Source organism: Leucogemmata humicola (assembly GCF_055379415.1).
Genome location: NZ_AP040875.1, coordinates 153744 through 168421 on the forward strand (window position 1 = coordinate 153744; position 14678 = coordinate 168421).

The following is a 14678-nucleotide window of genomic DNA, read 5'->3' on the forward strand; positions in this document are numbered from 1 at the left end:
TTGGCGCAGACATGCTTAAAGCAGAGCGCTTCTGGGGCGCCTCCTGTCCGCGGCAAGGGAGCTTGCTTCCACCCAGCTGAAGGTTCGTGGTTCGCTCCGAACCTTTCTCCAGCCTGTGTTAAGCGGACTTCAGGCACGCCCTTCGGAGGAAGGTTTCACATGCGTAGGAAACTCACGCCCCAGAGTACCCTCGAGTCGCTCAAGAGGGAGGCGAAGCGGTGGCTGAAAGCGCTTCGCGACAACAACGTCGAAGCGCGCACGCGCTTCGAGGCTGCGTACCCGAAAGCTCCAGTCGAACCAACGCTGCGCGACGTGCAACATGCGCTCGCGCTCGAGCACGAGTTCACGGGCTGGGTCGAGCTGAAGGCTGCGGTCGAATCGAACGCCGCTCCGCCGAGTGAACGCGAGTCGGCGATCGCGTCGCTGCTCGAAGCCGCCGGCAGCGGTGACACTGACCGAGTTGCCGAACTGCTCGAGAAATTTCCGGACATCGTCAGCGAACGTGGGTTGCGGCCCGGGCACTTCGGTCTTCGCACCGCGCTCCACCATGCTGCCGGGTCTGGTCATCTCGCAACGACCAAGCTGTTGCTCGACCGTGGCGCCGATCCGAATATCCGCGATGAAGGCGACAACGCGATGCCGATCCACTTCGTCGCCGAGAATGGTCAGTTAGAGCTTGTGAAGCTGCTTGTCGAGCATGGCTCTGACACGATCGGCGAAGGGGACGATCACGAGCTCGAGGTGCTTGGGTGGGCGACGTGCTTCACAAACGTCCACACCGAGGTTGCCGCGTACCTCCTCGCCCTCGGCGCCCGGCAAACGATCTTCTCCGCCACCGCACTCGGCGACTTGGATGCTATTCGGTCGATTGCCGCAGCGCGGAGCCAGGATCTCGACCGCTCAATGGTCAAACCCAACCTTGGCCGCCGTCCGCTGCATCTCGCAATCCTCAAGAAGCGGCCGGATTCGCTGCGCGTATTGCTGGAACTTGGCGCCGACACCGAGACACTCGACGCCGCCGGTCTAACGCCGCTCGATCAGGCGGCGCTCAATGGCGAAACGGGAATGGTCGTCAGCCTGCTCGAACACGGCGCAAAACTCGGTGTTCCATCAGCGATCGTTCTCGATCGCGACGTCGATCGTGTACTCGCCGAGAATCCAGGCTCGTTGCAACCAGGTGGGCGATGGGGAACGCTGATCATCCGCGCGGCCGAGCAGGCACCGGCGCGCGTAGTCGAGACGCTGATTCAGCACGGCGCGTCAGCCGACGCAACGGACACCGAAGAGACGTCAGTCGATGGTACGATCGGATACACGCCACTTCACGCCGCGGCATTTCGCGGCAACACAGAGGCAGCACGAGTGCTGTTAGCGCACGGTGCGAGCGTTACCGCGCGCGATTCCAGGTACTGCGGCACACCGGCGGGTTGGGCGGACTACGCGCGGCACGCGCAGCTTCGCGATCTGATTCTTCAAGGCCCCATCGACTTTTTCGACGCGATCTCATTCGATCGAGTTGATCGGCTGCGCGGAATTTTCGATCGCGCTCCCGGCGCGATCAATGACACGATGGGTCGCAGTCTGCTCCGCGAGCCCGGCCCGGACGAATGGACCAAGTCGTGGTGGACGCCGCTCGCGTTCGCCGTCGTGAACAACAAGCCGAATGCCGTGCGCGCATTGCTCGAGTTGGGTGCGGACACCCGAGCTCGCGACCCTGAGGGCCGTACGCTCCGCGAGATCGCGGTCGTGCAGGGAACAACCGACATCGTTGCCCTGCTCGACGCGTATGCGCCAACTGAGCCGCCACGTGGAAAGGATCGGGCGACACTCGTTGCGCGCTTCCTCTCGAACGCGTGTCCCGATCACCATGTGCGTGGTCGCCCGGCGCATCAGCTGTCGCTGCACACGGCGGGTCGAATCCTCCAAAAGAACCCCGACATCGCGCACGACAGTATTTATACCGCGGTGGTCTGCGGAGATCTCGCGTACGTCCAGAAGGCGATTGCCGCGCGTCCGGAGCTCGCTCGGCAGAAGGGTGGACCAAAGGGTTCGTATGGCGCCGCGGGGATGACGTATGTCGTCGACGCCACGGGCGCGAGCTTTCCGAAGTGGGAACCGCTGCTGTATCTCTGCTTCACGCGCTTGGAAAACCCGGCATCGAACGACAACGCACTCGCAATGGCGAAGCTGTTGCTCGACAACGGCGCCGATCCGAACTCGTACTTCATGGCGGGCGGAAGCCGTTATTCGCCGCTCACCGGCGTGATCGGTGAAGGCGAGGAGGATCGTCCACCGCATCCGCATCGTGACGAGCTGACGCGACTGCTACTCGAGCGCGGCGCCGATCCGTATGACATGCAGGTGTTCTACAACATTCACTTTCACGGCGAGGTTCTCTGGCTCCTGAAGTTGATTCATGAGCATAGCGTAAAGACTGGCCGACAGGCGGACTGGGACGATCCCTCGTGGTCGATGATCGGCATGGGTGGCTTCGGTGAGGGAGCGCGGTACTTCCTCAAGATCGCCATCGATCACCGCGACCTGGAACTGGCCGAGTGGTGCCTCGCGCACGGCGCCGATCCCAATGCTATGCTCCAGCAACAGAAGCGCGCAAAACGCTCGGCGCAGTCTGGCGACATGCAGCCCTCGAAACCCAAGCCCGTGCCGACACTGCACGAGTTGGCGCTGCGAAGCGGCCAGACGGAGATGGCGGACCTGCTCGTGCGCTTCGGCGCGAAGCCGAGCACGTATCAGGTTTCCGACGAAGATCGGTTTGTCGCAGCCGCACTACGGCTCGATCGGACCGAAGCCCAGCGGCTCGCCGTACAACATCCAGCGTTCATCCGCTCGCCGAGAGCAATGTTCACTGCCGCGTCGCGCGACAACGTCGACGCCATGCGCTTACTGCTCGAGTTGGGAACGTCGATCGAGGTGCAGGACGAATCGGAAGAGCGAGCGATGCACGTTGCCGCGTGGGCCAACTCGCTCAACGCGGTGAAGTTCCTCATCGACCACGGCGCACAGATCGACCCCGTGGAGAAGAATTGGGGCAACTCGCCATTCGATCACGCGCGATGGGGTGGACGTCAGGGCGTCATCGAGCTGCTCGCACCGCACAGTCGTGATGTCTGGAGTCTCACCTTCGCCGGAAAGCTCGACCGCCTTCGCGAGCTGCTCACCGCCGATCCGAGTCTGGCAAGACTGGAGCTGTCCGATGGCGTTACGCCACTCATGCGTCTGCCAGATGATGAAGCAAAGGCATACGAGATCGCGAAACTCTTTCTCGATCGCGGCGCCAATCCGAGTCGTCGCAACAACGAGGGACTGACCGCAATCGAGATGGCGGAAAAGCGAGGTCTCGACGATGTCGCGGCACTACTGCGGTCGAAGTCCGACGCCTGAGCCAAAGAAAGCGCGATCGCGGTCTACTCCACGATCGCGCTTTCAGCCCGTCTCACTGAGCCGGAACGACTCCGCCCGAGACCACCGAACTGACCGTCTTCGGCTTTCGTCCGACGCCAAGCGCCAGCATCGCTGCGGCAAGGCAAAGAAAACCCGACGCCCAGAATGCGTACTGATAGTCGCCGAGCGTCGTGCGAATCCAACCGGCGCCGAACGCAGTGATCGCCGCGCCGAGTTGGTGTCCCGCTGCGATCCAACCGAACATGATTGGCGCGCGCTCTGCGCCGAACGCATTCGTCGCCAGCTTCACCGTTGGCGGAACGGTGGCGATCCAATCGAGTCCGTACCACACGGCAAAAATCAACAGACTCGTCTGCGGACCGCCGAGCGCAAATGGTAGAAAGACCAGACTCAAACCGCGCAGACTGTAGTACCACGCAAGCAGCCAGCGACTATCCCATCGATCCGATAGCCATCCCGATCCCGTCGTGCCGACGAGATCGAAGATTCCCATGAGAGCGAGCAAACTCGCGGCGCGCACCTCGGGAATTCCGTGATCATGCGCCGCGGGAATGAGATGTGTGCCGATCAGCCCATTCGTCGATGCGCCGCAGATGAAGAACGTGGCGAACAGGAGCCAGAAGTCGCGCGACTTCGCGCCGTCCTTGAGCGCGAGTAACGCAACCTTCGCCGGGTTGGCGCGGCTCGCGGAGTTCGCAACGATAGCTTCGGCTCCAAGCGGCGCGAGTCCGACGTCGCGCGGATCATCGCGCATGAACAGCGCGATGATCGGAATCGTCAGCGCTGCCGCGCCCGCAACGATCCATACAGCCCAGCGCCAACCGTGATGCTCGATCACTGACGCGAGCATCGGCAGAAATACCAACTGACCCGTCGCCGTGCTCGCCGTCAGAATTCCCAGCGCCAATCCTCGCCGCTCTGCGAACCAGCGATTCACCACGGTTGCGCCGAGCACGATCGCCGCCATTCCGGTGCCAAGTCCGACGACGATGCCCCAGAGAAGAATGAGCTGCCACGGCTGCGTGACGAACGTCGCAAGCGATACCCCGAGGGCGAGCATCGACATCGCGATCATCGTCGTGCGGCGGACGCCGAGCCGTTGCATCAACGCGCCGGCGAACGGACCCATGAGGCCGTAGAGCAGAATGCTCAGCGAAACCGCCGCCGAGATCGTCGCTCTACTCCAATGGAACTCCTGCTCGAGCGGAATGATCAGAATGCTCGGCGCCGACCGAATTCCGGCCGACGCGAGCAGCGTCAGAAACGTGACGGCGAGAACGATCCACGCGTAGTGCACGCGCGATCGCGTCGCGGTCGTGTTGTTCGGTGCCATACCGTAACATGCGAAGGACTGGGAAGTCCCCCGACATGCGCGACCGATTCGTTGCTAGATGCCCGCTCGCTGCCTTGCCCGCGCGATGATCGCGGCCATGGTGTCGCGATGAGCAGAGAACGTGTCGTCGACGACCTGCAGTGTGGGAATGGCGTTGGGTGATAGCCCGAGCGTCTCCGTATTGAAGCGACCGAAGCCGGACTCGTGCACGCCGCTACTGCCGCGTCCCGGTGCCGGGGCACTCAGGTGCGAGAAGAAGCGGCTGTACTTCCGCCACGCGCCACCGCCGCCAGCGTGATACACCGGGAGGAACTGATGCAGTGCGTCGTACGGCATTTCGCCGACGGCGAGCACGTTCGGGTATTTCGCTTTGAGATTCATCACGAGGCGTTTGGTTCCCTCGTGCATGTCGCCATTAGTGCTGTTGACGTGGCCGCCGGCAATATCGAGGAAATACGCGTCGACCTTGTATCGCTCGATCATGTCGGCGATGCGCCCCTCGAGGTGATTGCGCCACGAGTCGACGCCGAGGTTCATGTAGCCGAGCCAACCGTCCTGGTGCCGATCGTTGTTCCAGTCGACCCAGTTTAGATTGTACTCATCGCCATCGATCTTGTGTGTGAGCGCATCGGCGATCGTCGGCCACATGGGAAGTTTTTTGTTCGCCGAGTTCATGCCGAACATCGGCATGATCTTGAAGCCCATCTTCTGCGCTTCGGTCACCAGCTTCGTGAATCCGGCCGCGCCGCCCATGCGATCGTTCGCGCGGTAGATCGGATAATCCCAGTAGTATCGGCCATCCCACGCCGAGATGAACGCGAGTACGCGCTCGGGCGGAATCTGCGTGGCCATCCAACGCAGTGTCTCGAGCATCTTCGCGTAATCGTTGAACATGTAGCCGGTGTAGTGCTGGCCGTGCAGCGTCGTGACGAGAGCGACGTTTCGCATCCACGCGGGCACGTCGGAGCGCGTCTCCCACGCGGGCAGCGAATACGCGCGCTCGATGTGCGCCATGTGCAGCGCCGTCGCTTCGTCGGCCGACGCCGCGCGCCCGAGTCGCCACGTCGGTATCAGCACGCGCCGATCGTTGCGCCAAGCGGCGTGTTCATAGATCGCCTCGACGCGATAGCTCGTCTCGCCAGGTGCGAGATAGAAGCGCTTGGGCCGCACGAGAGTATCCAACGACGAGATGTAGAACACATCGGTAGGCGACGCCTGGATCATGAGTAGCGGCGTCGTCATCCCCGCGTTGGCGCCCGGTCCGTGCAAATCGCCCGCGCCGAACGTGTAGCCGGCGAGCACTTCACCGTCGCGCATGTCAGTGAATCCACCGCCGCCTGTCGATACCTGGCCGCGTGGCACACCGCGCACAATCGTCGTGACGGTCTTGATGGGCCGCTCCATCTCGACGGCGATGTCCCATTCTATAGTAGAGCCGGTGCGCTTGAGCGTGGCGACGAGCCGACCGGGCGCTTTCTCCTGACCGCCAGCCCAGACGAATCCATCGCAGGTGATGCGCATGGCGTCGCCCGAGCCATCGGCGCGGAGCTTCGTGCGATCGAGTCCGTAGGTGTTCTCTTCGGTGAAGACGAGAAAGCCGAAGCGGTAGTCGCCGAAGACCACGGAGGGTTCAGGAAAGTCGAAACTGAACTTCATGAATGACCGGCCGCGCGGGGGCGTGAAGATCTCGCTGGTCGACGTGAGATCGACGATGTCGCCGGGGGCGGTCCGAGTGAGAATCGAGAGATCGGGCGCGGCGAGTGCGCTAGCGCTGGCGACGCCCATGGTTTTGACCCAGTCGCGGCGGGAGATGTCGGTCATTGGAGGCGGTTGGAGACCCGGGAATTGTACGGCGCGGGCGGGCGGGGCGCAGGGGTCACGGACGCGACGCCTAGCGCGCATAAGGCCGCGATAGAATACTTGCTTCATGTACACTCCACGCTCGTTCGCCGAGAGCGACCTGCCGACGCTCTTCGACTATCTCGACGCACATCCGCTTGGCATTCTCGTCTCGGCGGCGTCCGACGCGCTCTCCGCCACGCACCTACCCCTTCTTCTAAATCGCTCGGCCGGCCCGTTCGGGACACTGTTTGGGCACCTCGCGCGAGCCAATCCGCAAGCGAGAACCGATCCGTCGGCGGCCATCGACGCTCTCGTCATCTTCACCGGTCCCGATGCCTATATCACGCCGCAATGGTATGCGACGAAGCGAGAGACTGGGCGTGTCGTTCCCACGTGGAACTATGTCGCGGTTCACGTCTACGGTACACTGCGTCTTCACGACGATACCGCGTTTCTCCGCGATCATCTCGAACGACTCACGCAGCGGCACGAGGGCGGTCGAGAGAGTCCTTGGCACGTGAGCGATGCGCCTAGCGACTACATCGGGCAGCAATTGAAGGCAATCGTGGGCATCACAGTTCAGATCGAACGACTCGAAGGAAAATGGAAAATGAGTCAGAATCGCGTGGGTGATGACATTGCCGGCGTGATCGACGGTCTCAACGCGGCCGGCACGGCGCGCGAACACGAAGTCGCGTCCATCGTTGCGGCGCGTCGCCCTCAACCCGGCTAGCGACACTGCGTACGCACAGCTTCCTGCGACCTTTCATTGGTTGTTGCAGGCGTGCGTGCCGCTTGCGTTTCAGGCGTGGGTCTGGGATGGCATCGCCTGGCGGGATGGCTCCTCGTCGCGAGCGCTTTAGCGTCTGGGCCGTCGCACAGCGGCGCTTCTCCTCGAAGGCTTCGTTCAGGTGATGGCAGCGGTCTTTAAGTGCCCAGGCTGCGCCGGTTGAGTCGATGGCCTAGCTCGCCACGACGTCTCCCCTTGAGGGGCCAAGTAGTTGACCGCGCCGGCGTTTAGCTTTCTCTGGCTGAATGCGTTCCGCAACGGCTTACGTGCCGTCCGGCCGGAGCGCCTACGTGGTCCTCTGCTCTCTCTCCGTGACCCTACTCTCCGTCTCCAACGTCGGCATCTCGTTCGGCGCCGATGAGCTGTTCAAGAACATCACTTTCACCGTCGCCGAGGGCGAACGGTGGGGGATCATCGGACGCAACGGCGCCGGCAAGACATCGATCTTCAAGGTCATCACAGGAGATCTTCAACCCACGGTGGGCAGCGTCGCGCGAAAGCCGGGACTTCGACACGCCCTGCTCGATCAGCATCGTGCCTTCGAGGGCGCCACCACGGTATGGCAGGCGGGCGCGGCTGCATGGCGCGAAGTCATGACGCTCGAGCAACGCATTGCTGAACAGGCGATCGAGCTCGGCGAATTGGGCGAGCGCGTCACTGACGCCTTCTTGGAGAAGTTCGGGCACGATCAGGAGCGCTTCGCCGACCTTGGCGGCTACATCTATCACGCCCGCGTCGACGCGGTGCTTCAAGGCCTCGGGTTCGACGCCGAAGAATCGAAGACGCGACTCGTATCGTCGCTCTCCGGTGGCGAACGCGGACGCGTTGGTCTGGCGGCGCAGCTCATCGCTCCTGCCGACCTCCTCTTGCTCGACGAGCCCACAAATCACCTCGACCTCGACACCACGACCTGGCTTCAGGAGTGGCTCAAAGAGGCCGATGAGACGGTGATCGTCGTGTCGCACGATCGAGCATTCCTCGATGCCATCTGCACGAACATCCTCCATGTGGAAGCTCGTACGAGCGAGTCGTACAAGGGCAACTACAGCCAGTTCGTTCCGCAGCGTGCCGAGCGTCGGCTCACGCGCGAGCGCGAGATGGAAAAACAACGCGCGTACGTAAAGAAGGAAGAGGAGTACATTCGGCGAAACATCGCGGGTGTGAACTCGTTCCAGGCCAAGGGCAAGCGGAAGCGGCTCGAACGACTACCGCGCCTCGCGCCACCGCCGGGCGATCCTGCCGCAATGACGCTCAACCTCGAAATCGCTGAACGTGGCGGTGACCAGGTAGTCGCCATCGACGATCTCCGGGTGGAAGTCCCAGGTCGCGTACTCGTTGACGACTTCACCGCGGTGCTGCGACGAAACGATTTCGTCGCGCTCGTCGGTCCGAATGGCGCTGGCAAGACGTCGTTCATCTCGACACTGCTTGGCGATCGCGTTCCCGCGAGTGGCACGGCCCGAATCGGCGGCTCGATCACGGCCGCGTGGTTCCGCCAGGACCTCGCCGATCTCCCGCTTCGCCAGTCGTTGTCGGACGCGATCCAGAACCAGCGTCCACTCTGGAACCGAGGGCAACTGCAGGGGCACCTCGGCGCGTTCGGCTTCAGTGGCGATGAGGTGCTGCGCGAGATCGGCACACTCAGTGGTGGCGAACGAGCGCGAGTGGCGCTCGCGCTCATCTCGCTCTCGCGTGCAAACCTTCTGGTGCTCGACGAGCCGACCAATCACCTCGATGTCGAGAACATCGAGGTGCTCGAGGACGCGTTGGACGAGTACGAGGGTACGGTGCTATTGGTGAGTCACGACCGTGCGTTCCTGCGCGAGGTCGCGACGCGTGTTTGGTGGTTCGACGGGACACGCCTGATCGATTTCGACGGCCCATTCACAGAATGGGAAGCGGACAGGGCACGTCGCGCCTAAGGATCCGGACGCTCGGCAAGTGAGGCCACGCGTTAGGTGCAGACGCGCCGAGCGGATCTGTACTAGCGCAATCGAATATCTCGCCAGTGCTCCGGTGCGATCGCGGCTCCAATGACGGCGCCGAGTCCAGCGCCAACTGCCGCGCCTATAGCGAGACCCACACTTCGCTGTGAGCCGTGCGGCTGCGACGACTTCCGATTGGCGTTGCCGATCGCAAAGCCGCCCGCGCCCCCGGCGAACATGCCGATGAAGAAGCCAGCCATCGTCGGATTGTACCGCGCATGCCCAAGGCTCTTCTGCACGGCAACGAGGCTCTGTGTGGGGATCTTGCTATCGTCGTGACCGCGTAGGATTAGCGTTTCATCATTGACGGACCCGAGAGTCCCGAGTTGCCACGATGAGGATGCTGCGTCTCGCACACGCACGCGAAAACCGACTGCCCGCTTCAGCGAGTCGAGTCCGACGTCGCTGACGCCACGCTGCTGCTGCGCGCCCGCGGCGCTCGCTAGCACGGATGACACGAGACACAGTCCGCTGAGCCAGGCTTGAAGGCGCGTCATGAATTCACCGTCCGATCCGATCCGTTGCCAGGAAAGAACTCTCCGGCGACGAACGCAAAATGGGAACCGGACCGGCATTGCGTCGCAACCTCAGGCGCTTGAAATTCACTGGCTCGGTCGATGAAACGGCGCCACGTCTTACTCTGGAGTAGCGATGACCCGCCTTTTGGTTTTCGTTTTTGCCTGCGTATGCGCCGTTGGCACTGTCGCGTGTAAGGAGGGGAATCCCGAGAGTCCGGATCTGCCTGCGGCCGATTCGAGCGGCACCGGTATGATGAGCGCCACTGTCGATGGCGGTACGTTCTCGGCGTCGGGCAAGAGCAACGTCATCGCGACACGGGCCTCCGGAGGGGGAGGCAACTTCAGCATCGCCGCCACAAATAGCAGCGGCGCGCGACTCTCGGTGGTCATGACTGGCGTGACAGCGCCTGGCACCTACAGTCTGGGCTTTGGCGGTGTCGGCGCTGGGCAATATACGAGCGGAGCGTCGGTCTGGCTAAGTTCGCTCAGCGGTGGAACGGGAACAGTCACGTTCACGACACTTACTACGACGCACGCGACGGGAACGTTCTCGTTCACCGGTTCGGCGGTCGTCGGAACGAACGCATCTGGTTCCAAAGCTGTGACATCCGGCTCTTTCGACGTCTCACTCGGGACGTAAGAACGACGGCGGCGTGACGGACTCAATGCCACCAGCTCGCGCGCTGCCGTTCAAGGTTCTCCTGCTCCAGTTCGAGGTGCTGTTCAATGGCTTGAACCACCTCCTGCGGTTCCTTCTCGAGTTGGCCATGCTCGCCGCGCTCGCGTACTGGGGTTGGCACGCCGCCACGGGTAGCATCGTTCGCGTCATCGCCGCGATTGCGACGCCCGCACTAGCTGCCGGTCTTTGGGCAATGTTGCTCTCGCCCAAAGCGCCCGCCAAGATGTCGCCCATCCTTCGACTCGTCCTTTCGCTCGGTCCGTTTCTCATCGCAACGGTCGCTTTGCATTATGCCGGAGCGCAACGCGCCGCGATCGCGTTTGGCGCCATTGCGCTCATCAACACCGCCATACTGATCGTCTTCGAACTTCGGCAACCCGCTGCGCTTCTGTCATCTCTCCTTGGGGGTGAAGGCGGTTCGCCAAAAGCGTAGGCTTGTATTTTCGGTGTTTGTTCGGTAGTGTCCACGGTCGTCGCTGGAGGAAAACGTGGACACGATGTCGCTCGAACAGAAGCTCGCGCTCCTCATGTCGCTCGCCGGCGATGATCGAGAAGCGAATCCGTCGATCCCGGCGTCGCTTCCGCCGCGCCTTCGAAACGCCAATGCCGCGGGCGCTCTGCGGCCACTGAATTTCCGCACGGTCAGTGCGGGTCGAGGCAGGCGTACGACGCTGCTCCGCATTCTCATGACCAATGCGTGCAGCTTCAACTGTCATTACTGCCCAATGCGCCGCGACCGCAACATGCCGCGCGCACTCCTTAAGCCGCCCGAGCTGGTTCGCATCTTTCTCGAGGCACGACGTCGCGGCTGGTGTGACGGGCTCTTCATCACGACGGCGATTCCAGGGCGCGTCGTGAAAGTGATGGACGATCTGATCCAGGTTCTGGATCTACTACGAAATACTCATCGATTTACCGGCTACATCCATGTAAAAATCCTGCCGGGCGCCGAACAGGCGCAGGTGGAGCGCATTACAGATCTTGCAAGCCGAGTGTCGATTAATCTCGAGGCGCCGTGTGGTGATACGCTCAGCGCGATCGCGCCGGAAAAGAACTTCGAGACAACCTTGACCACGCTCACGCGTGCACGGTCGCTCGTCGTCAACGAGCAGCAACTCGAAGCGGACGGTTGGCGGCGCAATCCACTTCGGCCAGGCGGCACCGCCGGAATGACGACGCAATTCGTCGTCGGCGCAACGCTCGATACTGACCGCACGATCGTACAGCGCGTATCGGAGATCTATTCGGGCGGTGGCGTTCATCACGTGCACTTCAGCGCCTTTCGTCCAATCCGCGACACCCCGCTCGAGACGCGCACGGCGGTTCCGGCGTTGCGCGAACATCGGCTATACCAAGCGGACTATCTGCTGCGCTACTACGGTTTCAGGATCTCCGACGTCGTCTACCAGGACGATGGCAACCTTCCGCTCGACCGAGATCCAAAGGTGGCATGGGCACTCGCACACCCGGAGCTCTTTCCCGTCGACGTTGCTACGGCTTCGTATCGATCGATCGTGCGCGTTCCGGGAATCGGTGTCGTCACGGCGCGGCGCATCGTCGCACACCGGCGGAATACGATCATTCGAGATCTCGCAGATCTCGAGAAGCTCGGCGTACAGACCACGCGCGCCGCTGGTTTCCTCGCCCTAAAGGGCCGCGCGCTTGGTGCCGGTAAATGGTCGGAGCAACTCGGTCTCTGGCGCCCTGAAGACGACGTTGGCGCCCACACCGGACTATACGACTTCAGTCCAGGAACATTCCGGTGAGTTCTGGTTCCGTCAGCGCCGCAGCGCAGCCAGTGCGGTCTCGAGGAGCTTTCGTTTTCGTTCCACATCGTAGACGTCGTGCATCTCCAGGCGGCCGAGCATATGTAGCGCGTCGCTGAGCGCATTTCGCGCGGTGGTCGTGTCGCCGGTCCGCAGCGCGAGATCAGAACGCATGCCGTAGCCCTCGAGATCCTCTGGATACGCGGCAATCAATCGGCGGATTGACCGTTCCGCAGCCGCGGCATCTGGCTGGCGGACCCGTATGCGTGCCTCGGTGAGCATCCATCGAAGCGATGGCGCAACGGGGGAACCAATGCGCGTACTCAACGCCGCATAGAACTCGGGAATGGCTTTCTCGGGATCGAGAGTCGCATTCGCTACACTGTCGGCATGCGCCGGCGGCATCTCCCACACGCTCTTGTCTTGCACAAAGCGAATGCCGGGCGGAATCGTCGCGAGCGGCGTATCGGTGTGGCCAAGCCCCGGTCCTTCGACAATAGTCCATCGCCAATTCGGCGGCGCACTGGCGCGAAGAAAGACGCGGAGCCGCTCGACGCCGGCATGAAGCCGCTCTTCGCGCTCACCAGCGGATAGCACGAGCTGCCGCAACGTCGTCGTATTTGCGGCGAACGCCGTGCTGAGGCAGCGCATCACGGGGTCGGCGCCAGTTGAGTCGGCGCCGCCCGCGGCGCTGATCGCGATCACCGCAGGAAAGACCCCCGGTGCTCGACAAAACGTCATCAGTGCAAAGCGACCGCCGAGTGAATGTCCAATGAGAGTGCGGAACCCTGACGTTCGATACGTACGATCGATGAACGGCACTGCTTCCTCGACGAGAAAGCGAGTGAAGAGCTCCTGGTTCCGACCGAGATCCTCACCGCGATCGCGCTGGTCGATACCGACGACGATCTGCGGTGGCATAGTGTAGTCGTGAACGTCGCCGATGACGTCGAACGCGGCCGCTGCCACGGTGAGATCGAAAAACTGCCGCACGTGACCGTCGAGCAGATACACGACCTCGTACCGTTGGCGCGCGAGCGAATAGTTCGGCGGCAGGTTCACATGCACCACACGATCCTCCCCGAGGATCTTGGATGGAATGCGAACAGTGCGCGTTTGAGCGGTGGCGGGACTAGCGAGGATTGCTGCGACTACGAGTGCCGTGAATGGGCGCATGACGAATCATGCGCCCATTGTGGTGAACTTGTCGAGTGTTCTTCGTGGAGCTTATGCGCGACCTTCGAGCTCCGGCAACAGTGCCTCGAGCTGCTCCAGCGTTTCGCGCATACCGCGCTCCATTCCCGAAGCGAGTACGGCATCGAGCACTTCCTTCGACGGATACAACTCGCGCTGCGTGAGCAGAGTCCCGCCCTCGTGTGCTTCGTAGACGGCGGTGATCACGCCTTCGCCAGTGTCGGGCATCGGCTCGAAGATCTGCGTGTATACGACGCGGGAGCCGGACACGACTTCTTTGTACGTACCAGAGAATGCCATGCGCGGCTCTCCGGGCCGTCCGAATACGTATCGATACCGGCCGCCAACGCGAGGGTCCGACTCGACCTCGAACAACTCGACGCCGAGTGACTTTGGGGCCCACCAGCGTCTGAGCAATTCCGGCTTCGTCATCGCGTCGAATACTGTCTGCGGTCGCGCGCTGAACACTCGGCGGATGACGAGCTCGCGTTCCGACGCGCGCTCCATCTGCGTGCGACTTACGGTTGCACCTTCACTTCCGCTTTTTGCTGACATTGGGCGTCTCCTTGTTTTGCTCGAGCTCGACGAGGAGCTCATCCAGTGCGATGAAGCGCACATCCCAAACGGCGCGATAGCGGTCGAGCCAGTCGTGAAGCTGCCGCAACGGTTTGGCCTGCAGCTCGTAGACGCGCTGCCGCGCGCGCGGCTCGACGCGCACGAGTCCCACGTCTCGCAGCACGCGCAGGTGCTTGGACACCTGCGGCTGGTTCAGGTCCAGGCGCACACCGATCTCATTTACGGACCGTCCGCCTGAACGGAGCAGTTCGACGATGCGATAGCGATTGGGTTCCGCGAGGGCGGCAAAGGTCTCGGTCACGGCCAGAATATGTGGTCACGACATATGCCTGTCAAGGCATATGTTAACCCGGCCTACTGTGTTCACGCGTCTTCGTCGCCGTGATGAGGGACCTCAGCGTTGGCGTGGCCTGTGACGTGCCCGAGGTAGCCGATACCAACGCGTCCGGCGCGCGTGTCTTAGCTGGCCGAGTGAGTTAGAAGTCATATATTGAAATACTCAGTGTTGGTTGGGTACGTCCCATGAGCGAACGGAAACCGCCAGTCGCGACGCCGCGACGCCGCATCCTGTA

Annotated in this window: 12 protein-coding genes; 6 read left to right on the top strand and 6 right to left on the bottom strand. The window is 62.4% G+C overall.

Features of this window, described 5'->3' with window-relative positions; genetic code table 11:
- Nucleotides 1–159: 159 nt before the first annotated feature.
- On the top strand, nucleotides 160–3402 hold the full coding sequence (locus AC6H4Z_RS00685; RefSeq protein WP_497544803.1) for an ankyrin repeat domain-containing protein: 3243 nt from the start codon (nucleotides 160–162) through the stop codon (nucleotides 3400–3402).
- Between the two features lie 52 nt (nucleotides 3403–3454).
- Here AC6H4Z_RS00685 and AC6H4Z_RS00690 read toward each other — a convergent pair whose 3' ends face one another.
- Nucleotides 3455–4756 (bottom strand): MFS transporter, encoded by a 1302-nt coding sequence (locus tag AC6H4Z_RS00690; protein WP_497544804.1) that lies wholly within the window; start codon nucleotides 4754–4756, stop codon nucleotides 3455–3457.
- Nucleotides 4757–4810: 54 nt separating this feature from the next.
- Nucleotides 4811–6577: a hypothetical protein gene (locus AC6H4Z_RS00695; protein WP_497544805.1), complete on the bottom strand. Its 1767-nt coding sequence runs from the start codon at nucleotides 6575–6577 to the stop codon at nucleotides 4811–4813.
- Nucleotides 6578–6683: 106 nt separating this feature from the next.
- Here AC6H4Z_RS00695 and AC6H4Z_RS00700 point away from each other — a divergent pair, with 106 nt between their 5' ends.
- Both AC6H4Z_RS00700 and AC6H4Z_RS00705 read left to right on the top strand, forming a co-directional pair.
- Complete coding sequence (locus AC6H4Z_RS00700) at nucleotides 6684–7331, top strand: FMN-binding negative transcriptional regulator (RefSeq protein ID WP_497544806.1); 648 nt, start codon at nucleotides 6684–6686, stop codon at nucleotides 7329–7331.
- A gap of 368 nt (nucleotides 7332–7699) precedes the next feature.
- On the top strand, nucleotides 7700–9310 hold the full coding sequence (locus AC6H4Z_RS00705; protein WP_497544807.1) for an ABC-F family ATP-binding cassette domain-containing protein: 1611 nt from the start codon (nucleotides 7700–7702) through the stop codon (nucleotides 9308–9310).
- Between the two features lie 62 nt (nucleotides 9311–9372).
- Here AC6H4Z_RS00705 and AC6H4Z_RS00710 read toward each other — a convergent pair whose 3' ends face one another.
- Entirely contained in the window at nucleotides 9373–9870 is a 498-nt protein-coding gene (locus AC6H4Z_RS00710; protein ID WP_497544808.1) for a hypothetical protein, read from the bottom strand.
- A 154-nt stretch (nucleotides 9871–10024) separates the two neighbouring features.
- On the opposite strand from AC6H4Z_RS00710, the gene AC6H4Z_RS00715 reads away from it, so the two are divergent.
- The 3 genes from AC6H4Z_RS00715 (at nucleotide 10025) to AC6H4Z_RS00725 (ending at nucleotide 12336) form a co-directional block, all read left to right on the top strand.
- On the top strand, nucleotides 10025–10531 hold the full coding sequence (locus AC6H4Z_RS00715) for a hypothetical protein (protein WP_497544809.1): 507 nt from the start codon (nucleotides 10025–10027) through the stop codon (nucleotides 10529–10531).
- Nucleotides 10532–10556: 25 nt separating this feature from the next.
- The gene (locus tag AC6H4Z_RS00720) at nucleotides 10557–11003 is read left to right on the top strand and encodes a YrdB family protein (RefSeq protein ID WP_497544810.1); all 447 of its coding nucleotides are present in this window, start codon (nucleotides 10557–10559) and stop codon (nucleotides 11001–11003) included.
- Between the two features lie 64 nt (nucleotides 11004–11067).
- Nucleotides 11068–12336 (top strand): radical SAM protein, encoded by a 1269-nt coding sequence (locus AC6H4Z_RS00725; RefSeq protein WP_497546996.1) that lies wholly within the window; start codon nucleotides 11068–11070, stop codon nucleotides 12334–12336.
- A 12-nt stretch (nucleotides 12337–12348) separates the two neighbouring features.
- Here the strand turns inward: AC6H4Z_RS00725 and AC6H4Z_RS00730 are convergent, their stop codons facing one another.
- From AC6H4Z_RS00730 to AC6H4Z_RS00740, 3 genes are read right to left on the bottom strand one after another with little or no spacing between them, the layout of a single operon-like run.
- On the bottom strand, nucleotides 12349–13512 hold the full coding sequence (locus AC6H4Z_RS00730; RefSeq protein WP_497544811.1) for an alpha/beta hydrolase-fold protein: 1164 nt from the start codon (nucleotides 13510–13512) through the stop codon (nucleotides 12349–12351).
- A 51-nt stretch (nucleotides 13513–13563) separates the two neighbouring features.
- Nucleotides 13564–14085 (bottom strand): SRPBCC family protein, encoded by a 522-nt coding sequence (locus AC6H4Z_RS00735; RefSeq protein ID WP_497544812.1) that lies wholly within the window; start codon nucleotides 14083–14085, stop codon nucleotides 13564–13566.
- Nucleotides 14063–14407, bottom strand: a complete 345-nt coding sequence (locus AC6H4Z_RS00740; RefSeq protein ID WP_497544813.1) for an ArsR/SmtB family transcription factor — start codon at nucleotides 14405–14407, stop codon at nucleotides 14063–14065. Before AC6H4Z_RS00740 ends, AC6H4Z_RS00735 begins: the two co-directional genes overlap by 23 nt.
- Nucleotides 14408–14678: the final 271 nt, after the last annotated feature.